The organism is Amycolatopsis sp. N2S4-7 (assembly GCF_058119595.1).
Window position 1 is genome coordinate 7,271,042 of sequence record NZ_CP172299.1, and the last position, 25,097, is coordinate 7,296,138.

27 protein-coding genes are annotated in these 25,097 nt (G+C 72.5%); 20 read left to right on the top strand and 7 right to left on the bottom strand.

Going from position 1 to position 25,097, the window contains the following annotated elements; genetic code table 11:
- The 4 genes from ACH54P_RS34545 to ACH54P_RS34560 all read left to right on the top strand — a co-directional run bounded on the left by ACH54P_RS34545 (position 1) and on the right by ACH54P_RS34560 (position 4,211).
- Positions 1-987 (top strand): ABC transporter permease, encoded by a 987-nt coding sequence (locus ACH54P_RS34545; protein WP_489907487.1) that lies wholly within the window; start codon positions 1-3, stop codon positions 985-987.
- Entirely contained in the window at positions 984-1,976 is a 993-nt protein-coding gene (locus tag ACH54P_RS34550; RefSeq protein WP_489907488.1) for an ABC transporter ATP-binding protein, read from the top strand. Before ACH54P_RS34545 ends, ACH54P_RS34550 begins: the two co-directional genes overlap by 4 nt.
- A 38-nt stretch (positions 1,977-2,014) precedes the next feature.
- Positions 2,015-3,418 (top strand): GH1 family beta-glucosidase, encoded by a 1,404-nt coding sequence (locus ACH54P_RS34555; protein ID WP_489907489.1) that lies wholly within the window; start codon positions 2,015-2,017, stop codon positions 3,416-3,418.
- A 172-nt stretch (positions 3,419-3,590) separates the two neighbouring features.
- Complete coding sequence (locus tag ACH54P_RS34560) at positions 3,591-4,211, top strand: DUF2306 domain-containing protein (RefSeq protein ID WP_489916803.1); 621 nt, start codon at positions 3,591-3,593, stop codon at positions 4,209-4,211.
- Here ACH54P_RS34560 and ACH54P_RS34565 read toward each other — a convergent pair.
- Together ACH54P_RS34565 and ACH54P_RS34570 are read right to left on the bottom strand one after the other, a co-directional pair.
- On the bottom strand, positions 4,162-5,322 hold the full coding sequence (locus ACH54P_RS34565) for an acyl-CoA dehydrogenase family protein (RefSeq protein ID WP_489907490.1): 1,161 nt from the start codon (positions 5,320-5,322) through the stop codon (positions 4,162-4,164). The genes ACH54P_RS34560 and ACH54P_RS34565 overlap by 50 nt on opposite strands.
- Entirely contained in the window at positions 5,319-7,661 is a 2,343-nt protein-coding gene (locus tag ACH54P_RS34570; protein ID WP_489907491.1) for a bifunctional salicylyl-CoA 5-hydroxylase/oxidoreductase, read from the bottom strand. Before ACH54P_RS34570 ends, ACH54P_RS34565 begins: the two co-directional genes overlap by 4 nt.
- 67 nt (positions 7,662-7,728) lie before the next feature.
- Between ACH54P_RS34570 and ACH54P_RS34575 the strand changes: the two genes are divergently transcribed.
- Entirely contained in the window at positions 7,729-8,124 is a 396-nt protein-coding gene (locus ACH54P_RS34575; protein ID WP_489907492.1) for a RidA family protein, read from the top strand.
- Here ACH54P_RS34575 and ACH54P_RS34580 read toward each other — a convergent pair.
- The gene (locus ACH54P_RS34580) at positions 8,111-8,965 is read right to left on the bottom strand and encodes a PaaX family transcriptional regulator (protein ID WP_489907493.1); all 855 of its coding nucleotides are present in this window, start codon (positions 8,963-8,965) and stop codon (positions 8,111-8,113) included. The two genes, ACH54P_RS34575 and ACH54P_RS34580, sit on opposite strands and share 14 nt — an antisense overlap.
- 52 nt (positions 8,966-9,017) lie before the next feature.
- On the opposite strand from ACH54P_RS34580, the gene ACH54P_RS34585 reads away from it, so the two are divergent.
- The 3 genes from ACH54P_RS34585 (at position 9,018) to ACH54P_RS34595 (ending at position 10,935) form a co-directional block, all read left to right on the top strand.
- Positions 9,018-9,695 carry a GNAT family N-acetyltransferase gene (locus ACH54P_RS34585; protein ID WP_489907494.1) on the top strand — a complete coding sequence of 226 codons (678 nt, stop codon included), beginning with the start codon at positions 9,018-9,020 and terminating at the stop codon, positions 9,693-9,695.
- An 85-nt stretch (positions 9,696-9,780) separates the two neighbouring features.
- On the top strand, positions 9,781-10,539 hold the full coding sequence (locus tag ACH54P_RS34590; protein ID WP_489907495.1) for a hypothetical protein: 759 nt from the start codon (positions 9,781-9,783) through the stop codon (positions 10,537-10,539).
- A 36-nt stretch (positions 10,540-10,575) separates the two neighbouring features.
- Entirely contained in the window at positions 10,576-10,935 is a 360-nt protein-coding gene (locus tag ACH54P_RS34595) for a PLDc N-terminal domain-containing protein (RefSeq protein WP_489907496.1), read from the top strand.
- Position 10,936: 1 nt separating this feature from the next.
- Here ACH54P_RS34595 and ACH54P_RS34600 read toward each other — a convergent pair whose 3' ends face one another.
- Entirely contained in the window at positions 10,937-11,404 is a 468-nt protein-coding gene (locus tag ACH54P_RS34600; protein ID WP_489907497.1) for a MarR family winged helix-turn-helix transcriptional regulator, read from the bottom strand.
- Positions 11,405-11,506: 102 nt separating this feature from the next.
- Here ACH54P_RS34600 and ACH54P_RS34605 point away from each other — a divergent pair, with 102 nt between their 5' ends.
- Positions 11,507-11,929, top strand: a complete 423-nt coding sequence (locus ACH54P_RS34605) for a nitroreductase family deazaflavin-dependent oxidoreductase (RefSeq protein ID WP_489907498.1) — start codon at positions 11,507-11,509, stop codon at positions 11,927-11,929.
- Positions 11,930-11,975: 46 nt separating this feature from the next.
- On the opposite strand, the gene ACH54P_RS34610 is transcribed toward ACH54P_RS34605, so the two are convergent.
- Positions 11,976-13,253, bottom strand: a complete 1,278-nt coding sequence (locus tag ACH54P_RS34610) for an FAD-binding oxidoreductase (RefSeq protein WP_489907499.1) — start codon at positions 13,251-13,253, stop codon at positions 11,976-11,978.
- A gap of 90 nt (positions 13,254-13,343) precedes the next feature.
- Here ACH54P_RS34610 and ACH54P_RS34615 point away from each other — a divergent pair, with 90 nt between their 5' ends.
- The 3 genes from ACH54P_RS34615 to ligD are packed head-to-tail and all read left to right on the top strand — an operon-like array spanning position 13,344 to position 16,083.
- A complete protein-coding gene (locus tag ACH54P_RS34615; protein WP_489907500.1) occupies positions 13,344-14,228 on the top strand; it encodes a LysR family transcriptional regulator in 885 nt (294 codons plus the stop codon).
- Positions 14,229-14,280: 52 nt separating this feature from the next.
- Positions 14,281-15,078, top strand: coding sequence for an oxygenase MpaB family protein (locus ACH54P_RS34620; protein WP_489907501.1), 798 nt, complete (start codon positions 14,281-14,283; stop codon positions 15,076-15,078).
- A 48-nt stretch (positions 15,079-15,126) separates the two neighbouring features.
- The gene (gene ligD, locus ACH54P_RS34625) at positions 15,127-16,083 is read left to right on the top strand and encodes a non-homologous end-joining DNA ligase (RefSeq protein WP_489907502.1); all 957 of its coding nucleotides are present in this window, start codon (positions 15,127-15,129) and stop codon (positions 16,081-16,083) included.
- An 87-nt stretch (positions 16,084-16,170) separates the two neighbouring features.
- Here ligD and ACH54P_RS34630 read toward each other — a convergent pair whose 3' ends face one another.
- Complete coding sequence (locus ACH54P_RS34630) at positions 16,171-16,932, bottom strand: CDP-alcohol phosphatidyltransferase family protein (protein WP_489907503.1); 762 nt, start codon at positions 16,930-16,932, stop codon at positions 16,171-16,173.
- Positions 16,933-17,010: 78 nt separating this feature from the next.
- Between ACH54P_RS34630 and ACH54P_RS34635 the strand changes: the two genes are divergently transcribed.
- From ACH54P_RS34635 to ribA, 6 genes are read left to right on the top strand one after another with little or no spacing between them, the layout of a single operon-like run.
- Positions 17,011-17,973 carry a zinc-dependent alcohol dehydrogenase gene (locus ACH54P_RS34635; protein ID WP_489907504.1) on the top strand — a complete coding sequence of 321 codons (963 nt, stop codon included), beginning with the start codon at positions 17,011-17,013 and terminating at the stop codon, positions 17,971-17,973.
- A 31-nt stretch (positions 17,974-18,004) separates the two neighbouring features.
- The gene (locus tag ACH54P_RS34640) at positions 18,005-18,403 is read left to right on the top strand and encodes a 6-pyruvoyl trahydropterin synthase family protein (RefSeq protein WP_489907505.1); all 399 of its coding nucleotides are present in this window, start codon (positions 18,005-18,007) and stop codon (positions 18,401-18,403) included.
- Positions 18,400-19,467 (top strand): glycosyltransferase family 4 protein, encoded by a 1,068-nt coding sequence (locus ACH54P_RS34645; protein ID WP_489907506.1) that lies wholly within the window; start codon positions 18,400-18,402, stop codon positions 19,465-19,467. Before ACH54P_RS34640 ends, ACH54P_RS34645 begins: the two co-directional genes overlap by 4 nt.
- Positions 19,464-20,297, top strand: a complete 834-nt coding sequence (locus ACH54P_RS34650; protein WP_489907507.1) for a methyltransferase domain-containing protein — start codon at positions 19,464-19,466, stop codon at positions 20,295-20,297. Before ACH54P_RS34645 ends, ACH54P_RS34650 begins: the two co-directional genes overlap by 4 nt.
- On the top strand, positions 20,294-21,313 hold the full coding sequence (locus ACH54P_RS34655; RefSeq protein ID WP_489907508.1) for a lysylphosphatidylglycerol synthase transmembrane domain-containing protein: 1,020 nt from the start codon (positions 20,294-20,296) through the stop codon (positions 21,311-21,313). Before ACH54P_RS34650 ends, ACH54P_RS34655 begins: the two co-directional genes overlap by 4 nt.
- Entirely contained in the window at positions 21,310-21,960 is a 651-nt protein-coding gene (gene ribA, locus ACH54P_RS34660; RefSeq protein ID WP_489907509.1) for a GTP cyclohydrolase II, read from the top strand. Before ACH54P_RS34655 ends, ribA begins: the two co-directional genes overlap by 4 nt.
- Here the strand turns inward: ribA and ACH54P_RS34665 are convergent.
- Positions 21,949-22,647, bottom strand: a complete 699-nt coding sequence (locus ACH54P_RS34665; RefSeq protein WP_489907510.1) for a creatininase family protein — start codon at positions 22,645-22,647, stop codon at positions 21,949-21,951. The two genes, ribA and ACH54P_RS34665, sit on opposite strands and share 12 nt — an antisense overlap.
- Before the next feature lie 29 nt (positions 22,648-22,676).
- On the opposite strand from ACH54P_RS34665, the gene ACH54P_RS34670 reads away from it, so the two are divergent.
- Both ACH54P_RS34670 and ACH54P_RS34675 read left to right on the top strand, forming a co-directional pair.
- Complete coding sequence (locus ACH54P_RS34670) at positions 22,677-23,477, top strand: inositol monophosphatase family protein (protein ID WP_489907511.1); 801 nt, start codon at positions 22,677-22,679, stop codon at positions 23,475-23,477.
- Positions 23,478-23,615: 138 nt separating this feature from the next.
- On the top strand, positions 23,616-25,088 hold the full coding sequence (locus ACH54P_RS34675; RefSeq protein WP_489907512.1) for a protein kinase domain-containing protein: 1,473 nt from the start codon (positions 23,616-23,618) through the stop codon (positions 25,086-25,088).
- Positions 25,089-25,097: the final 9 nt, after the last annotated feature.

The following is a 25,097-nucleotide window of genomic DNA, read 5'->3' on the forward strand; positions in this document are numbered from 1 at the left end:
ATGGCCGTACCCGCGGCGGACGTCAAGGCCGCCCAAGCCCTCCCCCTCGAAGCGGTGGCGGCCCGCCGTCGCCGGTTCCGGTTCCTCACCGGCGGCAAGACCGTCACCGGCCTCGCCGTCATCGTCTTCTTCCTGGTGATCGCGGTTGTCGGGGAGTGGATCGCGCCGTACGACCCATCGGCGCGCAGCAGCGACCTGCTGGAGTCGCCGTCGGCGCGGCACTGGTTCGGCACCACCCACCTCGGCCAGGACATCTTCAGCCAGGTGCTGGTCGGCACGCGCAGCGTCATGCTCGTCGGGCTGGCCGCCGGGATCGTGGCGACGATCCTCGCGGTGATCGTCGGGGTGACGTCGGGCTATCTCGGTGGCACGCCGGGCGAAGGGCTGTCCGCGCTGTCCAACGTGTTCCTCGTGATCCCGGCGCTGCCGCTGATCATCATCATCGGCAGCGCGGTGCCCACCGGCGGCGACATCCTGGTGGCGGTGATCATCGGGTTCACGTCGTGGGCGTGGGGCGCGCGCGTGCTCCGGGCCCAGACGCTGTCGCTCAGAGGCCGGGAGTACGTCGAGGCGGCCCGGGCGACCGGCGAGTCGACGTGGCGGATCATCTTCTTCGAGATCCTGCCGAACCTGACCGCGGTGATCGCGTCCAGCTTCGTCGGCACGGTGATCTTCGCCGTGATGTCGGAGATCACGCTCGCGTTCGTCGGCGTCTCCGGACTGTCCAACTGGAACTGGGGCACCATCCTGTTCTGGGCGCAGAGCCAGCAGGCCCTCGCGCAGGGCGCGTGGTGGTGGTTCGTGCCGGCCGGGCTGGCGATCGCGATCCTCGGCACCGCGCTGTCCCTGCTCAACTTCGGCATCGACGAGTTCGTCAGCCCGCGGCTGCGCGGCAGCGGCAAGTCCCGCGTCAAGGGCGCGGACGGGCGGACGCATCGCATGCGCGTGGGCTTCACGCCCGTGCTCGGGCGGGAGGAACAGCCATGATGGACCCGGTCCTGGAGATCAAGGGGCTCGACGTCGACTACGGCGTCGGCGACGAGGCCGTGCGCGCGGTCCGGGACGTGCACCTGACGCTGCACCGCGGCGAAGTCCTGGGCCTGGCCGGGGAAAGCGGCAGCGGGAAGTCCACTTTGGCCTACGGCCTCACGAGGCTGCTCGCGCCGCCGGGCGTGATCCGCGGCGGCGAGGTGATCTACCACCCCGCGGACGGCGAACCGTACGACGTGCTGAAGCTGACGGACAAGCAGCTTCGGGACTTCCGCTGGGCCGAGACGTCGATCGTGTTCCAGGGGGCGATGAACTCGCTGAACCCGGTGCACAAGGTCGTCACGCAGCTCGTCGACGTCATCAAGGCGCACGAACCGCGGACCACGAAAGCGGGCCGGGTGGCGCGGGCTCGCGACCTGCTCAAGCTGGTCGGGATTTCGGCCGACCGGCTGGAGGCGTACCCGCACCAGCTCTCGGGCGGGATGCGCCAGCGCGTGATGATCGCGATGGCGCTGGCCCTGGAGCCGCGGATCGTCATCATGGACGAGCCGACCACCGCGCTCGACGTCGTCATGCAGCGCCAGATCCTCGGCCAGCTCGTCGAACTGCGCGAGCGGCTGGGCTTCTCGGTCCTGTTCATCACGCACGACCTTTCGCTGCTGGTCGAGTTCTCGGACCGGATCGCGATCATGTACGGCGGCCGGATCGTCGAGCAGGCGCCGGCGGCGGACCTCTACCGGGACGCGCTCCACCCGTACAGCCACGGCCTGCTGAACTCGTTCCCCGCCCTGCGGGGACCGCGCCGCGAGCTCAGCGGGATCCCGGGTTCGCCGCCCGACACGCGCGGGATGCCGTCGGGCTGCGCGTTCCACCCGCGGTGCCCCAAGGCCTTCGAGCCGTGCCCCGACCGGGTGCCGCTGCTGGGAACGCCCGGCGACCCGGCGCGCGAAGTGGCGTGCTGGCTGCACCCCGTCGCCACTCCCTGAACGCCCGTCCTGTCCCGGTATCCCTGGAGGAGACTGCCTTGACCGAGACCACAGCCGCGACCGCCGAACAGCAGGCGCTGATCGACACCCTGCCGCCGGACTTCCGCTGGGGCGTGGCCACCGCCGCGTACCAGATCGAAGGCGCGGTCGCGGAAGACGGGCGCACACCGTCCATTTGGGACACTTTCTGCCAGGTTCCGTGGGCGATCGACAACAACGACACCGGCGACGTGGCGTGCGACCACTACCACCGGATGCCGTCGGACATCGAGCTGGTGCGCGAGCTCGGGGCGGACACCTACCGGTTTTCCGTGGCGTGGCCCCGGGTCCAGCCGCGCGGCCGCGGCGGCGTAAACGAGGCGGGCATCGGGTTCTACGACCGGCTCGTCGACGAGACGCTGAGCCGGGGGATCACGCCGTGGCTGACGCTGTACCACTGGGACCTGCCGCAGGAGCTGGAGGACGCGGGCGGCTGGCCGGCGCGTGACACGGCGTACCGGTTCGCGGACTACGCGATGCTGGTGTTCGACCGGCTTTCCGACCGGGTCCGGCACTGGACGACGCTGAACGAGCCGTGGTGCTCGGCCATGCACGGGTACGTCCACGGCGTGATGGCGCCGGGCCGCCGGGACTACGCGGCCGGGTTGCACGCGGTGCACCACCTGCTGCTCGGGCACGGGCTCGCGACGCAGCGGATGCGCGAGGCCGCGCCGGCGGACACGCAGTTCGGCATCACGCTCAACATGTGCACGGCCGACCCGGCGACGGACTCGCCGGAGGACGTCCGCGCGGCGCGGCAGGCGGACGGCCTCGGCGTCCGGATCTACCTGGACCCACTGGTGCACGGGCGGTACCCGGCGGACGTGGTCGACGACCTGGCCGACCGCGGCGTCAAGCTCCCGGTCCAGGACGGCGACCTGGCGGTCATCTCGACCCCGCTGGACTTCCTCGGCGTCAACTACTACTTCGGCCAGCAGTTCTCGGGGGTCGACGAGTCCGGTCGCGCGGTCGACGACGACGGCGTCCCGGCTTCGCGGACGGTCCCGTTCGGCGAGCCGACGACGGCGATGGGCTGGGAGATCCTGCCGGACAAGTTCACGGAGCTGCTCACCCGGCTGGGCCGCGACTACCCGGGTCTCCCGATGTACATCACGGAGAACGGCTCGGCCTTCGACGACGACCCGGACTCGTCGGGGTTCGTCCGCGACGACGAGCGGACGGCGTACTTCGCCTCCCACATCGCGGCGGTGGCGGCGGCCCGTCAGGCCGGGGCCGACGTCCGCGGGTACTTCGCCTGGTCCCTTTTGGACAACTTCGAGTGGGCGTACGGGTACGCGAAGCGGTTCGGGCTGATCCGCGTGGACTACGAGACGCAGCAGCGGACGATCAAGCAGAGCGGGTACTTCTACCGCGACACCGTCCGGCGGGTCCGGGGGAGCTGAACGGCGGTGGGGTGGGCCCCACCGCGCTTGTGGTGGCTCACCCCATGGTTCGTCCCCCGTGCCGGCCCTACCTTCGGAGCGAAAGCCGATCCCGGGGGTAGCCATGACCGTCCGCACCGAGATAAAACCCGAACCTGGCGCAACGAAGCCGAAGTGGTGGCGACGGCCTTGGCTGGCGCCGCTCGCCTTGGTCGTTGCCGCTTTCCTCGCCTTCTCGGTGCCGCCCTACCTGACGTTGGACCCGGCCCGGTCGCGGGTCCCCGCGCCGCCGGGGTTCGCGTCGCACTACTGGTTCCTCGTCGCGCACATCCTCTTCGGCACCGTGGCCATCGTCGGCGTCGTCCTGCAGATCTGGCCCTGGCTGCGGCGGACGCACCCGGTCGCGCACCGGCGGATCGGGCGCGTCTACGTCTTCGGCGGTGCGCTGCCCGCCGCGGTGATGGCGGCGACGATCGGCGCGGTGAGCCCGTTCGGCCCGGTCGTCGCGGCGGTCGACGTCGTCGCCGCGCTGCTGTGGCTCGGCTTCACCACCGCCGGGTGGCGGGCCATCCGGCAGCGCCGGTACGCCGACCACCGGAAGTGGATGATCCGCAGCTTCGCGATGACCATGCACACCCTGCTGACGCGGGCCCTCTCGCCGCTCGGTTTCCTGGTTGTCATGCCCCGGATCGAAGAAAAAACGGAGATGATCCTGAGTGCCGCCACGGTTTCCGGTGTGCTGAGCCTGCTGACGCTGTTGCTGCTCAGCCAGTGGTGGCTGGACCGGAAGCCGAAGCCAGCCATCGCGCGATGATGGTCCGCTGGATCTCCGAGGCGCCTTCGTAGATCCGGGGTGCGCGGACCTCGCGGTAGAGGTGCTCCAGCAGGTGCCCGCGTCGCAGGGCGCGGGCGCCGTGGAGCTGGACCGCCGAGTCGACGACGAACTGCGCGGCTTCGGTGGCGAACAGCTTCGCCATCGCCGCGCGCCCGCCGAGGTTCTCTTCGCCCGCGTCGTACGCTCCCGCCGCCGCGTAGACCAGGAGCCGGGCGGCTTCGGTGCGGGTCGCCATCTCCGCCAGTGCGTGCGCCACCGCCTGCTGCTTGATCAACGGCCCGCCGAACGCGACGCGTTCGCCCGTGTAGGCCACCGTGGCGTCCAGCGCGGCCTGCGCCATCCCGACGGCGAACGCGCCGACGCTCGGCCGGAACAGGTCGAGGGTCCGCATCGCCACGGCGAAGCCGCGGTTCTCCTCGCCGAGCAGTTCTCCTCGCCGGACCTCGACGCCGTCGAACGTGACCGTGCCGATCGGGTGGGGGCTGACCAGATCCAGGTGCTCGCCGCCGAGGCCGGGGCGGTCGGCCGGGACGACGAACGCGCTGACGCCGCGCGAGCCCGCGCCCGGCGTCGTGCGGGCGAAGACCGTGTAGAAGTCGGCCTCGGGGGCGTTGGAGATCCACATCTTCTCGCCCGTCAGGCGCCAGCCGTCGCCGTCGGGCTCGGCCGACAGCGAGAGCGCGGCCGCGTCCGAACCGGCGTCCGGCTCGGTCAGGGCGAACGCCGCCACCGCGTCGCCGGCCGCCACCGCGGGCAGCCACCGCGCCACCTGTTCGTCCTGCCCGGACTGCAGGACCGGGTAGGTTCCCAAGCCCTGCAACGCCAGCGCCGTCTCGGCCTCGGTGCTCACCGTGGCGAGGTTCTCGCGCAGGATGCACAGGTCCGTCGCGGCCGCCTGCCGTGACGGCTTCCCCGAAGCGACGCCGGGGAAGAGCCGCGCGAGGAGGCCGAGCGCGCCCATCTCCTTGAGCAGCGGGCGGTTCACGGCACCCTCCACACCGGACTCGGCGAGCGGGCGCAGCCGGTCGGCGGCCAGCCGCCGGACTTCCGAAGCGAAGGCCTGCTGCTCGGCGGTCAACGCGAAGGTCATGAGGAGGCTCCCGGTCGCCAGCGGGCATGGGCCGTCCCGGTGGGGCCGGAGCGGACGAGGTCGAGCCGCGGTTCCGGGCCGTCGCTGCGGCCGGTCTGCGGCTTCCGGTTGCCGGCGGCGAACGGCTTCGGCCACGGCACCGGGTACCCCTGCTCGGCCGCGGCGTGCAACGTCCACTGTGGATCGTAGAGGTGCGTGCGGCCCAGTGCGCAGAGGTCCGCGCGGCCGGCCAGGATCAGCGAGTTCACGTCGTCGTAAGACGAAATCGCGCCGACCGCGATGACCGCGATCCCGTACTCCTCGCCGATCTCGTTGCGGATCCGGTCGGCGTACGGCGTCTGGTAGCTCCGGCCGTACTGCGGCTTCTCGTCGCAGACCACCTGGCCGGTCGAGACGTCGATGCCCGCGGCGCCGTGGGCGGCGAAGGCCCGCGCGATCTCGACGGCGTCGTCGGCGTCGATGCCGCCTTCGGCCCAGTCGGTCGCCGAGATCCGGACGGTCATCGGCCGCTCGGCGGGCCAGGCGGCGCGGACCGCGTCGAAGACTTCGAGCGGGAAGCGCAGCCGGTTCTCCAGCGAGCCGCCGTAGGAATCCGTTCGCCGGTTGGTCAGCGGCGAGAGGAACGACGACAGCAGGTAGCCGTGGGCGCAGTGCAGTTCCAGGACGTCGAACCCGGCGCGGGCGGCCGCGTGAGCACACGCGACGAACTGGTCCCGAATCGCCACGAGCTCCGAAGTGGACAGCTCACGCGGGACCTGGTTCCGTTCGGAGTACGGCAGTGCCGAGGGCGCGCAGACTTCCCAGTTGCCCGACGGGAGCGGCTCGTCGATGCCCTCCCACATGAGCTTCGTCGATCCCTTGCGCCCGGAATGTCCCAACTGGACACCGATGCGCGCGGGCGTCTGCGAGTGCACGAAGTCGACGACCCGCTTCCAGGCCGCTTCCTGTTCCGGCGTGTACAGCCCGCCGCAGCCGGGCGTGATCCGGCCTTCGGGCGAGACGCAGACCATCTCGGTCATCACCAGCCCGGCCCCGCCGAGCGCCTTGCTGCCCAGGTGCACGAGGTGGAAGTCGCCCGGCAGGCCGTCGACTGCCGAGTACATGTCCATCGGGGACACGACGATCCGGTTGGGCAGTTCCAGCTCGCCGAGCCGGAACGGCTGGAACATCGGTGGCCGCGAGGTGGTCCCGAGCGACCGCGCGAACCAGTGGTCCAGCTCGGTGGCGAACTCCGGATCGCGGAGGCGGAGGTTGTCGTAGGTGACGCGGCGGCTGCGCGTGAGGATGTTGAACGCGAACTGCGGCGGCTCCTGGTGGGTGTACTGCGCGATGTTCTCGAACCACTCCAGGCTCGCCTGCGCGGCGCGCTGCGTCGACGTGACGACCGGGCGCCGTTCCAGCTCGTAGGCTTTCAACGCCGCCGCGACACCGTCGTTTTCGTGCAGGCACGCGACGAGCGCGAGCGCGTCCTCCATCGCCAGCTTCGTGCCGGAGCCGATCGAGAAGTGCGCGGTGTGCGCGGCGTCGCCGAGGAGGACGACGTTGTCGTGCACCCACGTCTCGCAGCGGACCGTGCCGAAGGTGACCCACTTCGAGTTGTTCGCCATGACGCCGTGCCCGTCCAGGACGTCGGCGCACAGCTCGCGGATCAGCGCGATGGACTTCTCGTCGCTCTGGCCGGGCGGCAGCGACGTGGCGGCGATCGGCCCGAACGTCCGCTGCCAGACGTCCTCCTGGACTTCGAGGATGAACGTGCTGCCGTCGCGGCCGTAGGGGTAGCCGTGGATCTGCATGATCCCGGCCGGCGTCTCGAGGACGTAGAACTTGAAGGCGTCGAACACGAGGTCCGTGCCGAGCCAGATGTAGCGGCACCGGCGGGTCTCGACGCTGGGCCGGAACGTCTCGGCGTACCGCGCGCGCATCGCCGAGTTGACGCCGTCGGCCGCGATGACGAGGTCGTACCCCGAAAGGTCGGCGGGGGCCTCCTCCCGGAAGCGGAGCCCGACGCCGAGTTCGGCGCACCGGCTCTGGAGGATGCCGAGCAGGCGCTTGCGGCTCATCGCGGCGAAGCCGTGGCCGCCCGAGGTGGTGACCGTGCCGCGGTAGTGGACGTCGATGTCGTCCCAGCGCGCGAACTCGGCCTTCATCGCCTCGTGCACCGCCGCGTCGGCGTGCTCGATGCCGCCGAGCGTCTCGTCGGAGAACACGACGCCGAAGCCGAACGTGTCGTCCGGGGCGTTGCGCTCCCAGACGGTGATCTCGTGGGCGGGACCGAGCTGTTTCGCCAGCGCGGCGAAGTACAAGCCCGCCGGGCCGCCGCCGATGACCGCGATTCGCACGCCGTCCAGGGTATGTCGTCAACCGTACGACCGTCAATAACGCGAAAGATGGCGTACGGTGTCCGGCATGGAACGCATCAACCCGCCGGAGCTGGGCAAGCCGTCCGGGTTCTCGCACGCGGTGGTGGCGGAGGGGCGGGTCGTCTTCCTCGCCGGGCAGACCGCGCTGGACGCTTCGAACCGGATCGTCGGGGACGGCGTCGTCGAGCAGTTCGAACGCGCGCTGGGCAACCTGCTGACGTCGCTGCGCGCGGCCGGGGGTGCGCCGGAAGACCTGTGCAGCGTGACGATCTACATCGTCGACATGGCCGACTACCGGGCCCACGCGCGCGAGATCGGCGCGGTCTGGCGGCGGCTCGCGGGCACGGAGTACCCGGCGATGGCCGGCATCGGCGTCGACCGGCTCTGGGACGAAGAAGCCCTGGTCGAGGTCCAGGGCTTCGCCGTCGTCAGCCGAAGTTGATGGCCTTCGCGACGTACGCGCGTGCCGGGTCCTCCAGCCGGGCGTGCAGCTCGAAGAACAGCTCGGCCGCGCGGATCCCCGACCAGTCGCGGGGGAGGAACTCCGCGGGCAGGCCGGGGTCGAGGTAGGGCATCCGCCGCCAGCCGGTCAGCACCCGGACGTAGTCGGCGAAGGCGTCTTCGTCGGCCACCGACCGGCGGTGCTGCCAGCGGTGCAGCGCCGGGCCGTGCTCGTCGATGAACGTCGTGTACAGCTCGTCCAGCCGGTCGAGGTCCCACCACTCGCGGACCTTCGCGGCGACGTCGCCGAACGCCAGGTGGTCGGCGCGGAACAGGTCGGCGTACCCGGCCAGGCCGAGCCGGGTCAGCGCCTCGGCGGTCGCGGCGTGCAGGTGCGCCGGGGCGATCCAGACGCCGGAGGCGGCGGTGCCGAAGCCCATCCGGGCGAGCTGGGCGCGCAGCAGGTGACGCTTGTGGCGCTCGGTTTCCGGCACCGAGAACACCGCGAGCAGCCAGCCGTCGCCCGGGGTCGCGCGCTCGCGGCGGAAGATCCGCTCGTCGCCCTCGCGCAGGATTTCCCGCGCGTCGCCGGACAGCTCGTACCCCGCCGTCCCGCCGCGGCGCACGGCTTCGAGGATCCCGCGCCGCTTGAGCCGGGAGATCGACGAGCGCACCGCGGGCTCGTCGACACCGACGGCGGCCAGCAGGTCGATCAGCGACGCGACCGAGAGCCAGCCGCCTTCGGTGCGCGAATAGAGGCCGTAAACCGTCACGATGAGCTGACGAGGCTGGGCTGCCCGGCCGGAGCCGTCCAGTTCGGTTGCCTCGGGTACGGCCGTCATCGGGCCACAATAACAACTCCGGTGCGGATCGCTCCGCTACGATTCCGCCGCGATGCTGCCAGCCACCAAGGGGATCTTCGACCGGCTCACCCGCCGCGGCCGCCTGATGACCAAGCGGGCCTGCGACCGGCAGGGCCATGTGGTGCGCAGCGGGCGGTTCCTGTTCCGGACGCCGACCGCGTGGGAGTACGCCGCCGCGGTCGCCTGCGGCAGTGACCCGGCCGCCCAGCGGTGGCTCGGCTGGCAGCGCGACTCGATCGTGGCCGAGTCGGCGCGGGCGGACGCGCTGCGCGTCGTGCCGGGCACCGGCCCGGACTGGGTGTCACCCGATCCGCAGTCCGTCGACCTGGTGATGATCGACGTCGCGGCCAACCGCTGCGTCGGTCTCGTCAGCGTCCACACCGGCGAGGACGGCGGCCCTGAGACCGGCGGCTACCTCGCGCCGGACTACCGCGGCCGCGGCAACGGCCGGGTGCTCTTCGCGGCCGGGCTGACGCTGGCGCACGACCACCTCGGCCTGCCGCGGGTGCGGGCCGGCGCCGAGGTGGGCAACGTCGCCAGCGCGCGGTCGCTGCTCGCCGCCGGGCTGGTCCGCGTCGCCGGCCCGCCGACGTACCGGCTGCCGGACGGCCGGGTCACCGAGGCGTGGTGGTTCCAGCACGACGTCCCGCGGACCACCCGGTGCGGCGGCCCGCAGGCGACGTGGTTCCCGGCGTCCTGGCTGTTCTGAGGCTTTCGGGGGCTCGGGGTGGCGGGCCCCGGAATGGCATGAAACTTCGGCCGGCGCCGACGTTTCCCGTGGCTACCTTCGCCGCATGACTTCGTTGACCGCTCCGGTCCCGCCCGTGCCCGCCGACGTCGCGCCGGGGAGCGTCGCCTGGCTGCGTGCCTCCGTCTCGCGCTTCAGCAACGGCTCCGACCACGCCCGGCGGCGCGGGCTGGCGGTGGATCTGCTCGCCCCGGTCGACCCGGAATCGTTGCAGGAAAAGGCTTTCTCGCGGACCCGGCGGATCATGGCGGGCCTCGACGCCGTCGACGTCATGGCCGTGATCGCCCGGCCGGTGCCGGTCGGGGTGCTCGCGGAGGCGCTCGGCTTGCCGGACGTCTCGGCGGACGTGGCTCCGGTCGCGGCGGCCTACCACCCGCACGTGACGCCCGGTGCGGACGCCGAGGCCGCACTGGGCCGGCTGCTCGCGGTCTGCGGCGGCACGACCGAACTCGCGGCGGCGCGGATCGGCCTGCTCGTCCAGGCCTGCGACGCCACCGCCGGGCTCATCGGCAACGGGCTTTTCGCGGCACTGACCGGAAAACCCGCGGAACAGCCGGTGCTGGGCACGCGCCGCCGGATCGGCGGCGAAGACGTCGTCGTGCCGCTGGCGGGCACGCCGTTCGGTGCCGGGCCGCGCGCCTGCCCGGGGGCGCGGCAAGCGCTCGCCCTCGCGACCGGCGTTCTGGAGGCGTTGCGTGGTTTTCGCCTGACAGAAGCGGAAACGGCGTGGGTGTCGTCGCCGAATCTCCGGATGCCTTCGGTGCTGCGGGTGACCCGCGACCGCACCGCCGGGGGGTTCTGCTAAGACTTACCGCGTTCATCTCTGGGGAAGGGGCGGGAATTGCTGTACTTCGATGGTCTGCTCGGCTTCGTCACGCTCGGGCTGTGGATCTTCTGCCTGGTCGACGTGATCACGACGGAGGAGTCGTCGTGCCGCAACCTGCCGAAGCTGCTGTGGCTGCTCGTCGTGCTGGTGATCCCGCTGGTCGGCTCGATCGTCTGGCTGGTCGCGGGGCGCCCGCAGCACGTGACGCGGGCCCGCAGGCCGTACGAGCGCAACGCGCCCGCGTTCCCGGAGTACGACCGGCCGGGCCGTTTCGCCGCCGGGAACCCGGACGACGACGAGGAGTTCCTCCGCAAGTGCCGCGAGCGCGCGGAGGCCCAGCGCAAGCTGGCTCGCGAGAAGCGCACCGAGGACTGAGCTAGCAGGCGGGGCCGTCGCAGGTCCCGCGTTCGTACGCCTCCAGCGTCGAGATCACCAGCTGCCGCTCGGCCGGGGTCAACGGCCCGAGCGCGTCGCTCCACGCCTTCGCGCCGCGGGCCAGCCAGGCGTCGACCGCCGGGCGCTTGTCCGGGGTGATGCTGACGATCGTGCGGCGGCGGTCGGCCGGGTCCTCGTCACGGTTCAGGACGCCCTGGCGGCTGAGGTCGCCGACCATCAGGCTCGCCGTCGTGGGGGCGACCTGCAGGCGGGTGGCCAGCTCGGTGACCGTCATCGGGCCGTCGAACAACAGGTACGACAGCAGCGAGAGGTGCCGGGGCGCCAGCGCGCAGCCGTCCAGCTCAGCCGGCACGGGGGTGCGCTTCGCCCGGCCGACCAGGCGCGGCATGAGCAGCAGGAGCTGCCGCACGCCGTCCTCGACGCTCGGTCCGGCCGCCTCCGTTGACACCGCTCACCCCACCTCGGTAGCTTTGTTTGCAAAGCAAACGCATCACACTCACCCGACAGTACCTCGCGCTCGTCGAGGGTACCGGGAAGAACAGGGGATTCCATGACCGCGCCAGCCGACATGAACGCCTTCAACAACCAGGTCGTCGAGGAGTTCCGCGCGAACGCCGGCGTGGTCGGGGGCATGTTCGAGGGCAAGAACGTGCTGCTTCTCACGACGATCGGCGCGAAGAGCGGTGAAGCGCGCCTGTCCCCGCTCGTCTACACCCGCGACGGCGACCGTTACGTCATCGCCGCGTCCATGGGTGGCGCGCCGAAGAACCCGGCCTGGTTCCACAACCTCGTCGCCAACCCGAAGGTCACCGTCGAGGTCGGCACCGAGAAGTTCGAGGCCACCGCCACCGTGATCGAGGACCGTGCCGAGCGCGACCGCCTCTACGCGGGCATGGTCGCGCACGCCGAGGGCTTCGCCGACTACGAGAAGCAGACCACGCGGGTCATCCCGATCGTGGTCCTCGAGCGCTGACGGGCCGTCCCGCCGGCCGCGTCCAGCGCGGCCGGCGGGATCCGGGTCAGCCGAACCGCCCCGCCGGGTCGTACTTCCGCTTGAGCTGCTTCAGCCGGGCGAGGTCCTCGGCCGGGAAGGCCGCCGCCAGCTCGTCGGCCGGGTGTTCGCCGTAGAGGAACGGCAGCAAGCGGCCCGTCGACCACGGCGCCAGCGCGTCGAACAGCTTCGCGTGCGCGCGGCGGATGGGGTCCACGCCGTCCTCGACCACCGACAGCGCCCGCACGACGAACTCCGCCGCCGAGTCCCAGCCGGGGCCGTCCACCGGCCGCCGGGCCAGCTCGCCGCCGAGGCGGTCGATGATCAGCACCGTCTCCACCGGGGCGCCCGGGCCCGCGTGCTCGAGGATCGACGTCAGCATCCCGTCGTTCAACGCGGTCACCGTCGCGTTCGTGCCGTGGTAGGGGTGCGGGTGCGGCGGCTCGCTCGCGATCGACCCCGACTCGGTGAACGGCAGCCGCCGCAGCGTGTCCACCAGCACCGGCGCGGCCGCCCGCAGCGGGGCGACCAGCTCGTCGCCGTCCTCGCCGAGGTACGCGATCCGCACGTTCGCCACGTGCTTCCCGCGGATCGGCTCCGGCAGCACCGGCAGATCGGGCAGCGGGATCAGCGCGATCGACGTCGTCAGCTCGTCGGGGGCCGTCATCGACCACGTCCGCCACGCGCGCAGCACCGCCAGGAGGTCCGCGGTGTCGAAGTACAGCCCGCCGCCGTACAGCCCGTCCACCGGAACCAGGTCGAACTCGAGCGCGGTCACGACGCCGAAGCCGGCGCGGCCGCCGCGCAGGGCCCAGAACAGCTCGGACCCGGGCGTCACCGTGCGGAGCTCGCCGTCGGGGGTGACGACGTCGATCGCGCGCACGTGGTCGGCCGCGCGGCCGTAGCGGCGGGCCATCAGCCCGAAGCCGCCGCTGAGGGTGTAGCCGACGACGCCGACGCCGGGTGACGAGCCGCTGAGCGGGGCCAGCCCGTGCTTCGCCGCGGCCTCGATCACCGCGTCCCAGCGGACCCCGGCGCCGACCCGCGCGGTCCGGCTGCCGGGGTCGACGTGCACGTCGGTCATCCGGCGCGTGCTCACCAGCACGCCGTCGGTGCCGGCGGTCAGGCCGTGCCCGGTCGCCTGGACCGCGACCGGCAGGTCGTGTTCGGCGGCGTACCGGACGGCGGCGGCGACGTCCTCGGCGCTCTCGACGCCGGCCACCAGGGCGGGCGAGCTGGGCACCGACGTCTGGAAACCGGCGATCTCCTCGGCGTAACCGTCCTGACCAGGGCGGAGGGTAAGCATCTTCGACTCCTTCGTTCGCTGCCTCCAGCTTCGGGCTGGGACGATCAGAAGTCCAAGATCTGTCTTTTCTGTTTACTAGAATCAGTGCTTATGGAACTGCACCAGCTCGCGTACTTCGTCGCCGTCGCCGAGGAAGGCAGCTTCACGCGCGCGGCGGAGCGGCTGCACGTCGCCCAGCCGGGGGTGAGCGCGCAGGTCCGGCGGCTCGAACGCGAGCTGGGGCAGGAACTGCTCGACCGCTCCGGCCGCACCGTCCGGCTCACCGACGTCGGCGCCGCCGCGCTGCCGCCCGCCCGCGCCGCGCTCGCGGCGGTGCAGGGGGTGCGCGAAGCCGTCGACGAGCTGGCCGGGCTCGTCCGCGGCCAGGTCGCGATCGGCGCCGTGACGTCGGCCGGCCCGGTCGGGCTGCCGGACCTGCTGGCCGGCTTCCACGAGCGGTACCCGGCGGTGGAGATCACGCTGTCCGAGGCCAACTCCGACGTGATGCTCGCGGCGCTGCGCGAAGGGCGGCTCGACCTGGCCGTGGTCGGCCTCGCGACCGAACCGCCGCCCGGCATCGCGACGCAGGTGCTGCTCGACGAGCCGTTCCTGGCGGTCACCGCGCCGACCGGCCCGCTGGCGGGGCGGGCCGAGGTGGAGATCGCCGACCTCGCCGGGCTGCCGCTGATGGCGCTGCCGAAGGGGACGGGCCTGCGCACGGCGTTGGACGCCGCGTTCGCGCGGGAGGGGCTGACGCCGCGGATCGCGTTCGAGGCGGCCGACCCGAACGTCCTGGTGCAGCTGGCGGTCCGTGGTCTCGGGGTGGCGATCGTGCCGGAGTCGCTGGCCCGGTACCACCAGGCGGAGCTGCGGGTCGTCGCCATCGCCGGGCCGGGGCTGCGGGGCGCGCTGGCGCTGGCGTGGCGGACCGGCGGCCCGCTCAGCCCGGCCGCCCGCGCCCTGATCGCGTTCACCCGGGCCGCGTACCGCTCTTGACAGGTCGTCAACAAGCGCGTTTTCTGAAGGTCCCCGTGAAGGAGGCGTGCCGATGGCCCAGACCCCGCTTCCCGAAGCCGTCGTCGGCGCCGGCCTGCTCGCCGGCAGTGCCAACGTCGTCATGCAGCTGGCCCGGCGGCCGGTCGGGTACGGCGTCGTCGAGAGCCGGGTGGAGAGCGGGAACCTCTTCCGGCACCCCGTCAAGCGGACGCGGACCACGCTGACCTACCTGTCGGTCGCGATGCTGGGCACCGACGCCGAGCGCGCGGCCTACCGCCGCGCGGTCGGCAGGTCGCACGCGCAGGTGCACTCGACCGGGTCGAGCCCCGTCGCCTACAACGCCTTCGACCCGGACCTGCAGCTCTGGGTGGCGGCTTGCCTGTACAAGGGGTTCGAAGACACCAACGCGGCCTTCTTCGGCGGCGACGCGTCGTGGTTCTACCGCGAGGCCGCGGTGCTCGGCACGACGTTGCAGGTCCGCCCGGAGATGTGGCCCGAAGACCGCGACGCGTTCGAGGAGTACTGGACCGCGGAGCTCGCCGAGGTGCACATCGACGACACCGTCCGCGGCTACCTGCGGGCGGTCGTCGACCTGAAGTTCCTGCCGCGGGCCGTGTCCGCCGTCCTCGGGCCGTTCAACCGCTTCGTGACGACGGGGTTCCTGCCTCCGCGCTTCCGCGAGGAGATGCGGCTGCCGTGGTCGGCCGGGTCGCAGCGCCGCTTCGACGCGCTCATGCGCGGGATCGGCGCCGTCGCCCGCCGGACACCCGGCCCGCTGCGGCGGTTCCCGTACAACTTCTACCTCTGGGATCTGCGCCGCCGGCTGCGTGCCGGACGCCCCCTGGTGTAGGGCTCGCAGGGAGTTGACCGCTTCGCGCGCGGGCGCGAAGGTGGGCCGATGAGCAGCGAAGAGATTCGGCACGGCGTCAAGCTGAGCAGTCTCGACCAGGAGGTCTTCCCCGGCGCGGGAGCCACCAAGCGGGACCTGGTCGACTACCTGGAAGCGGTCGCCGACCGGATGCTGCCGGAGCTGCGTGACCGGCCGCTCAGCGTGGTGCGGGTGCTGCGCGGCCAGGGGCCGTTCATGCAGAAGAACCTGCCGAAGTACACGCCGGACTGGGTGGAGCGCATGTCGCTGTGGGCCGACCGGTCCCGCCGCGAAGTCAGCTACGCGCTGGGCAACGACCTCCGCACCCTGCTGTGGTTCGGCAACCAGCGGGCGATCGAGTACCACGTCACGCTCTTCCGGGGCGAGCCGTCGACCGGGCCGACCCACCTGGTCCTCGACCTCGACCCGCCGGAGGACGGCCCGTTCACCCTGGCGATCGACGCCGCGAAGCTGGTGCGGGAGGCCCTGCACGCCGACGGTCTCGACGGCGCCGTCAAGACCAGTGGCTCGAAGGGCCTGCACGTCTTCATCCCGCTGGCGCCGGGTCAGTCCACCGAGGACATCGCGGCCGCCACCCGCGCCGTCGCCGCCAGGGCCGAGCGGATCGACCCGGCGCGCGGCACGACCGAGTTCGTCAAGGAACGCCGCGAGGGCAAGGTCTTCCTCGATTCGACCCGGTCCGGCGGCGGGACGGTCGTCTGCGTGTACAGCCCGCGCCACCGGCCGGGGGTGCCGGTGTCGTTCCCGGTCCGCTGGGCCGACCTCGACGGCGTCAAGCCGGGCGACTTCACGGTCCACACGGCGCCGGGCCTGCTCGCGGACGGCGATCCGTGGACGGAGGAGATGCCGGAGCCGTTCGTGCTGCCGGCCGACCTGGTCGAGGAGGGGCACACGATCCCGATCGCCCGCGTCGCCGCGATGCACGAAGGCAAGCGCCGGGCCCGGGAGGCCCGCGAGTCGGGCTGAGCCTGGAGGGCCGGCTCGCGTGCCCGGCGGGTCGGCTCGCGTGCCTGGCGGGTCGGCTCGCCGAAGGGAGCCGACCGCGAGTCCCGGCTAAGCCGCCTGGTTGTGGCCCCGCCAGGCGGGGCCGTGGGGGCGGCGCAGCGTCGCGCGGGTGATGTCGACGATGGCGCTCGGCCGGCGCTCCGCGATCCGGTGCCGGGCCAGCCACCCGATGTCGCGGCCGAAGGACCACACCAGTGCCGCCAGGGCCACCGCGACCGCGGCGACCGTGACCGGCCGGGGGAGCAGGTCCGCAACCGCGACCACCAGCACCACACCCTGGACCGCCGCCACCGTCTTGCGGGCCATGCTCGGGTACAGCGGCGCCGTCAGCCAGGGCAGCGCCCACGAAGCCGCGACGAACGCGTACCGCATCAGGCCGATCGCCAGCACCCACGGCCCGGCCATCCCGGCGACCTGGACGCACAGCAGCAGGATCAGGAACGCGTCGACCTCCATGTCGAAGCGCGCGCCGAACTCGGACGTCGTGCCGGTGCGGCGGGCGACCTGGCCGTCGACGCCGTCCAGGAGCAGGGCGACGGCGATGACCCCGACCAGCCACGCGACCGGCCGGTCACCCGAGGCGATCAGCTCCGCGGCGCACCCGACGAGCGTCGCGCGGCCGAAGGTGATCCAGTCGGCCGGCCCGAAGGCGTGGCGGCCGCTGCGCCGCAGGCCCCAGCTCGTCAGCAGCACGAGGGCCAGGCCGTACGCGAGCCCGGTCGCCCAGGCGATCGGGGAAAGGAAACCGGCCGCCCCGGCGAGCACCCACGCCGGAACCGCCGAACGTAGGAAAAGTCCCAGCTTGATCATCGTCCACTCCGCGAATCGGCACGGCTGCTCATAGGGTGGCGGCGACACCGCCTCCGGTCGCCCGCTGAGGAGAAACACGTGGAACAGGCGTTCTGGGTTCAAAGCCCCGGCGAAGGGGAGCTCCGGCCGGTGACCCTCCCCGACCCCGGACCGGACGACGTCCTCGTCCGCACGCTCTGTTCCGGCGTCAGCCGCGGCACCGAAACCCTCGTCTTCCGCGGCGGCGTCCCGGCGAGCCAGCACGACGTCATGCGGGCGCCGTTCCAGGAGGGCGAGTTCCCCGGCCCGGTGAAGTACGGCTACCTCAACGTCGGCGTCGTCGAGCGGGGCCCGGCCTCGCTCGAAGGCAAGACCGTCTTCTGCCTCTACCCGCACCAGACCGCGTACGTCGTCCCGGCGAGCGCCGTGACGCCCGTGCCGGCCGCCGTCCCGCCCGGCCGCGCGATCCTCGCCGGCACCGTCGAGACCGCGGTGAACGCCGTGTGGGACGCGAGACCGCGGCTCGGCGACCGGATCGCGGTGATCGGCGCCGGCATGGTCGGCTCCAGTGTCGCGAAGGTGCTCCAGGGCTTCCCGGCCACCCGGGTGCAGCTGATCGACGTCGACCCGTCCCGGGCGGAAATCGCCGACGCGCTCGGCGTCGACTTCGCGACCCCCGAAACCGCGCGAACGGAGTGCGACCTCGTCGTGCACGCCAGCGCCAGCGAGGCCGGGCTCGCCCGCGCGCTGGAGCTCCTCGCGCCGGAAGGCGAGGTCGTCGAGATGTCCTGGTACGGCGACCGGAAGGTCAGCGTGCCGCTCGGGGAGAACTTCCATTCGCGGCGGCTGACGATCCGCAGCAGCCAGGTCGGGACGGTCGCGCGTCCCGACCGCAGCTACGCCCAGCGCCTCGGCGTCGCACTGGATCTTCTGGCCGATCCGGCGTTCGAAGCGCTGGTCAGTGCCGAGTGCATGTTTGAAGATCTTCCTGCCGTGTTACCCCGGTTGGCCGCGAATGAACTTTCCGCCCTCTGCCTCCGTGTCATGTATCAGCCGCAGTGACCACGTCCACCCGAACGCTTCGGAGGTCTTGGTGTTCAGCATTACCGTCCGTGACCACGTGATGATCGCCCACAGCTTCCGCGGAGCCGTGTTCGGGCCCGCGCAACGCCTGCACGGCGCGACCTTCGTGGTGGATGCCACCTTCCGCCGCGCCGAGCTCGACGAGGACAACATCGTCGTCGACATCGGCAAGGCCACGGAGGAACTCGGGGCGGTGCTGAGCGACCTGAACTACCGCAACCTCGACGACGAGCCGCAGTTCAAGGGCATCAACACGTCGACCGAGTTCCTCGCGAAGGTCATCGCCGACCGCCTCGCCGACGCCGTTCACGCCGGACGCCTCGGCGAAGGCGCGCGCGGCCTCGAAGGCATCGCCGTCTCGCTGCACGAATCGCACGTCGCCTGGGCGAGTTACGAGCGTGCCCTGTGAACACCCTCTACGTGGTGCTCCCGGGGGACGTCGACGACACGTCCGTCCCGAGCGGCGGCAACACCTACGACCGGCGCCTGTGCGACCGCCTCGCCGCGGCCGGCCTCGACATCCACGAGATCGCCGTCGCCGGCACCTGGCCGCGGCCGGACACCGAGGCCCGCGCGGTCCTCGGCCACCTGCTCGCCGCGCTGCCCACCGGCTCCGCGGTGCTGCTCGACGGCCTGGTCGCCTGCGGGGTGCCCGAGGTCGTCGTCCCGCAGGCCCGCCGGCTTTCGCTGTCGGTGCTGGTGCACCTGCCGCTGGCCGACGAGACCGGCCTGCCGCCCGCGCTCGCCGCCGAGCTCGACGCGCTGGAGCGCGAGACGCTGCGGGCCGCGAGCTCGGTCGTCGCGACCAGCGAGTGGGCCGCGCGCCGCCTGATCGGCCACCACGGCCTCGCCCCGCACCGCGTGCACGCGGTGCCGCCCGGCGTCGACGCGGCGCCGCTGGCCGTCGGCACCGACGGCGTGTCCCGCTTGGTCTGCGTGGCCAACGTGACCCCGCGCAAGGGCCAGGGCGTGCTCGCCCAGGCCCTCGAGACCGTCGCCGACCTGCGCTGGACCTGCGACTGCGTCGGCGGGATCCGCCGCGAGACGAAGTACGTCGAGCGGCTGCGCGAGCACCGGCTCGGCCCCCGCTTCACCCTCACCGGCCCCCGGACCGGCGCGGCGCTCGCCGCGACCTACCACACCGCAGACCTGCTCGTGCTGCCTTCGCGCGCCGAGACGTACGGCATGGTCGTCACCGAAGCGCTCGCCCGCGGCGTGCCGGTGCTGGCCACCGAGGTCGACGCGCTGCCCGACACCCTCGGCGTCGCGCCCGACGGCTCGGTCCCCGGGATGCTCGTGCCCGGCGACGACGTCCAGGCGCTCGGCGCCGCCCTGCGCCGCTGGCTCACCGACGCGCCGCTGCGGACGCGGCTGCGCGCGTCGGCGAGGCTGCGTCGCGAGACCCTGACCGGCTGGGACGACACCGCCCGCCGCATCGCCGAAATCCTGCAGCGGCAGGAGGCGGCGGCATGAGCGCGTACGCGCCGGAGTGGCTCTACCTGCGCGAACCCGCCGACGCGGCGGCCCGCGCGCCCGAACTCCTCGAACCGCTTCGCGCCTACCTGCCGGAGGACGAAGAGGTCGTCATCCGCGACCTCGGCTGCGGCACCGGCTCGCTCGGCCGCTGGCTGGCCGCCCGGCTGCCGGGCACGCAGCACTGGATCCTGCACGACCAGGACACCGAGCTGCTCGGCCACGCCCGCAGCAACCTGCCCCGGACCGCGCTCGACGGCAGCCCCGTCGACGTCGTCGCCGAGCAGTGCGACGTCACCGCGCTGCGTGCCGCGGACCTCGCCGGGACGTCGCTGGTCACCGCGTCCGCGCTGCTCGACCTGCTCACGAAGGACGAGATCACGACGCTGGCCACGGCGATCGTCGAGGCCGGCTGCGCGGCGCTGCTGATGCTGACGGTGACCGGGCGGGTGGAGCTCTCGCCCGCCGACCCGCTCGACGACGAGATCGCCGCCGCGTTCAACGCCCACCAGCGCCGGATCGCCGGAGACGGCCGACGGCTGCTCGGCCCGGCCGCGGCGGACGTGGCCGCGACCGCGTTCAGCAGGCTCGGCGCCACGGTGTTCCGCGCGGCCAGCGCCTGGCGGCTCGGCCCCGGCCAGACCGAACTGCAGCGCCAGTGGCTCGCGGGCTGGGTCGGCGCGGCGATCGAGCAGCGCCCGGACCTGCGCCCGGCCGCCGACGTCTACCTGCAGCGCCGCCTCGAGATGGCGGCGGCGGGCGAGCTGCACGCGGTGATCCACCACGGTGACCTGCTCGTCCTGCCGCCGAGCCTGGAGGTGGCGGCGTGAAGCGCGCACTGGCCTGGCTGCGGATCCTCGGCGCGGTCGCCATCCTCGGTGTCCTCGTCTGGCAGCTCGGCAGCGCCGCCTTCCTCGACGGCCTCGGCCGGATCAGCGCGCCCGGCGTGCTCGCCGCGCTCGGCATCGGCCTCGCGACGACGCTGTTCAGCGCGGGCCGCTGGCAGATCGTCGCCACCCGGCTCGGCCTGCGGCTGTCCCTGCGCACCGCCGTCGCCGACTACTACCGCGCGCTCTTCCTCAACGGCGTGCTGCCCGCGGGCGTCCTCGGCGACGTCCACCGCGCGGTGCAGCACGGCCGCGACGCCGGCGACGTGCCGCGCGGCGTGCGCGCCGTCGTCCTGGAACGCACCGCGGGCCAGGTCGTGCTGATCGCGGCCGCGGTCACCGTCGTGCTCGCGTCGCCGGACGTCGTGCCCGGCGCGTTCCGGGAGGTCGTCGTGACGGCCGGGGTGGTCGTCGTGCTGGCCGCCGTCGCCGCGCTGGTCGTCGGCCGCCTGCTCGGCGGGCGGTGGATCCACAGCCCGTCGAAGTGGCGCCGCGGCTTCGCCGTCACGCTCGCCGACGTCCGGCTCGGCCTGCTGACCCGCGAGACCTGGCCCGGCGTGAGCTTCCTGTCGGCCGCGACGCTGGCCGGGCACCTGGCGCTGTTCGTCGTCGCCGCCCGCGTCGCCGGCGTGGACGCGCCGGCCGGGCAGCTCGTGCCCCTGATGGTCCTCGCACTGCTCGCGATGGGTCTCCCGCTCAACGTCGGCGGCTTCGGCCCGCGCGAGGGCGTCTGCGCCCTGCTCTTCGGCGCGGCCGGGCTCGGCGCCGCCCAAGGTGTCACCGTCGCCGTGGTCTACGGCGTGCTCACGCTGGTCGCGAGCCTGCCGGGCGCCGGTGTCCTGTTCGTCCGGAGCGTCGCCGGGTTCCGCGTGACCCGCGCTCCGCACAGTGGTGCCGTACCCGCCCCGCGCACGGCGGCCGGCACCGGGATCCAATCGGAGATGGGGGTCAAGTCATGACCGCAAGCGAAGCCGTCGGAGACCTGCCGCACCGGCCCGTGGTCGAGCGGGTGGTCGAGACCCGGCTGCCGACCCGGCACGGGACCTTCCGCGCGGTCGGCTACCTGGACGACACGGGCACCGAGCAGGTCGCGCTGGTCCACGGCGAGATCGCCGAGCTCGGCACTCTGACCCGCGTGCACAGCGAGTGCCTCACCGGCGACGTCTTCGGCTCGACGCACTGCGAATGCGGCGACCAGCTGGCGGTGGCGCTGGACCGGATCATCCAAGAGGGCTCGGGCGTGCTGGTCTACGTCCAGGGCCACGAGGGCCGCGGGATCGGCCTGCTCGCCAAGCTCAAGGCGATGCGGCTGCAGGACGAGGGCCTCGACACGGTCGACGCGAACGTGGCGCTCGGCCTGCCGGTCGACGCTCGCGACTACCACGCGGCGGCGAGCATCCTCCAGGACCTGGGGGTCCGGTCGGTGCGGCTGCTGTCGAACAACCCGCGCAAGGTCGAACAGCTCACGCGCTACGGGATCCGGATCAGCGAGCGGGTTCCGCTGCTGGTTCCGCCGAACCCGGAGAGCCTGCAGTACCTCCGCACGAAGGCCGAGCGGATGGACCACCTGCTCCCGCACCTCGGGCAGGCGTTTTCAGGCGCCTAACGCCTCGAGGACTCCCGCGAAGCGCTGGACCAGCGTGTCCAGCACGACGTGGCCCTTGGCCGCACTCGCCAGCGACGGACGGCCGACCACCCCCGACTCCGTGTACGCCCGCAGGCCCAGGGTCAGCAGGTGCTCCCGGTCGGTGACGTGGTCGGCCGTCTCGTAGCCCGGCCGGACCAGGTGGGGGTGCGCGTGCAGCAGGACCGACGTCTCCAGTTCGCCGGCGTGCATGTCGTCGTCCAGCGACGTCCGCAGGCCGGCCGCCGTGTGCGCGGCCTGCCAGTCGGCGACGCCGGGGAACAGCGCCATCGGCCGGGCCGACTCCTGGACCACATTGGACAGTACGTAGTTGCCGCCGTGCCCGTTGACCAGCACGAGCCGGTCGACGCCGGACGCGCTGAGCGAGTCCGCGACGTCGGTGACCACGGCGTGCAGCGTGCGTGCCGAGATGCTCACCGTGCCGGCCCACCCGGCGTGCTCGTGCGAACACGAAATCGTGATCGGCGGCAGGTGGAGCACCGGGTACGCCTCCGCGACGGCCTTCGCGACGGTGGCCGCGACAACCGTGTCGGTCGCCAGCGGCAGGTGCGCGCCGTGCTGCTCGAAGCTGCCGACCGGCAGCACCGCGACCGCCGCGCCCCGCTGCTGCTCGTCGACCGTCGTCGCGAGCGGGAAGAGGTCGGTCATGAGCACGTCCCTTCACTAGGTTGGTGGATATGAGCGAGCATGCCGCACTACTCGACGTCGCGCGCGAAGCCGTGGCGAAGGCGATGGAGATCGTCAGGTCGCGACCGAGTTTTTCGGTGTCCGCGAAAGGCGATCGCGACCTGGTGACCGACGTCGACACGGCGGTCGAGGACGCGCTGCGGGAGTTCCTCGCCGCCGAGACGCCGGAGATCGGGATCCTCGGCGAGGAGCGCGGCCGCAGCGGGGACGCCGGCGGCCGCTGGTGGGCCCTCGACCCGATCGACGGGACCGCGAACTTCGCCCGCGGAATTCCGCTCTGCGGGATTTCCCTGGCCCTGGTGGACGGCGACCACAGCACGGTCGCCGCGATCACGCTGCCGTACCTCGGCGTCACGTACACGGCATCGCGCGGCGAAGGCGCCTTCGCGAACGGCGAGCGGATCGGTGCGTCGAAGGCGACGGAGATGTCCGACGCGATGATCGCCGTCGGGGACTTCGCGATCGGGGAGCTCGCCGAGGAGAAGAACCGCGCGCGGCTCCTGCTGCTGGCGGACCTCGGCGCGCGGGCGCAGAAGATCAGGATGTACGGGAGCGCGGCGATCGACCTCGCCTGGGTGGCGGACGGAAAGCTCGACGCCGCACTGATCCTGGCCAACAAACCGTGGGACACCATGGCCGGCGTGCTGCTCGTGCGCGAGGCCGGCGGTGCCGTCGTCGACCGCGACGGCAGCGAGCACACGGTCGCTTCGTCGGCGACGATCGCCGTCGGCGCCGGGCTGCGCAAGGAGATCGTGGACGCACTTGATCGTGCCTATGGGGTTGTTCGTTAGGATTCCTGGGTACACCGTGGGCGGCGCCACAGCGCGCGTTTGCGCTGTCCGCGCAAGGTTTTCGGTTACGTTGGTACCGGTCGGCCGCCCAGCCTGGCATGCTGGCCGGATCTCGTCGACCACATCGGAGAATGGTGGATGCTCGTGGAAAGTCGCCGGATCCGCGATCGGTACCGGCTGCTCGAGCCGATCGGCGGCGGCGCGATGGGCACGGTGTGGCGGGCCCAGGACGAAAAGCTCGACCGCACCGTGGCGATCAAGGAACTCCTGCTGCCGCACGACCACGACGAGCACCGCACCGAAGAGGCGAAGAACCGCGCGATGCGCGAGGCGCGCATCGCCGCCCGGTTGCAGCATTCCCACGCGATCACCGTGTTCGCCGTCCTCGAGGAGGAGGACCGGCCGTGGTTGATCATGGAATACCTGCCGTCGAAGAGTTTCGCCGTCCTGATCCGCGAGGAGCCGACCACGGTCGACGACGCCATCCGCGTCGGCGCGCAGATCAGCTCGGCGCTGGCCGGTGCGCACCGCGTGGGCATCGTGCACCGCGACGTGAAGCCGGCCAACATCCTCGTCTCCGACGACGGCACGGCGAAGATCACCGACTTCGGCATCTCCCGCGCGATCGGTGACGTCAAGCTCACCGCCACCGGCGAGATCGCCGGTACGCCCGCGTTCCTCGCGCCCGAAGTGGCCCGCGGGGATGACGCCAGCTTCGCCGCCGACGTCTTTTCGCTCGGCGCCACGCTGTACGCCGCCGTCGAGGGCCAGCCGCCCTACGGCACCGCGGACAACGCGATCGCCTTGCTCTACAAGGCGTCCAGCGGCGAGATCGAGCCACCGTCGAAGGCGGGCAGGCTGACGCCGCTGCTGCTGCGGATGCTCGCCACCGACCCGGCCGAGCGGCCCTCGATGGACGAGGTCGAACAGGAGCTGCGGGCACTGCTGCCGGACGCGGAGCCCGGGGAGTCGGTGCTGGCGGCCACGGTGCCCGAAACCGAGCCCCCGGCGGTGCCGACCGTGCCGGCCGCGGTCACCGTGCCCGCGGGCGAGGTCACCACGGTGTCGCCCGGCGCGCGCAAGGGCCTGATCGCCGTCGGGGCGGGCGCGGCGCTGCTGTGCGTCGCTGTCGTCGTGGCGATCCTGCTGGTCGTGCGGCAGAAGGGGCCGCAGGACAACGTCGCCGCGCCGCCGGTGCAGTCGTCGACGTCGGCCTCGCCTTCCGTGACGCCTTCGGCGACGCCCTCGCCGTCTCCGTCCTCGACGCCCGCGACCACGACGAGCGCGCCACCGCCCTCGCCGACCGTCTCGACCGTGTCGTCCACGAAGACCGCGGCCGAGGCGCTCTCCGGCTACTACTCGCTGCTGCCGGCCAACCCCGCGGAGGCGTGGAAGCTGCTCACGGACCGGTTCAAGGCGTCCCGGAACCAGACGTACGAGACCTATACGCGCTGGTGGGGCCGCTTCACCTGGGTGAAGGCGACCAACGTCCGGGAAGTCGGGCCCAACCGGGTCACCGCCCATGTCGAGTACAGCGACGGCAAGTCCGACAACGACACCTTCACGTTGGTCCAGCAGGACGGCGTCTGGAAGATCGACCTCCAGGGCTGAACCGTCCGG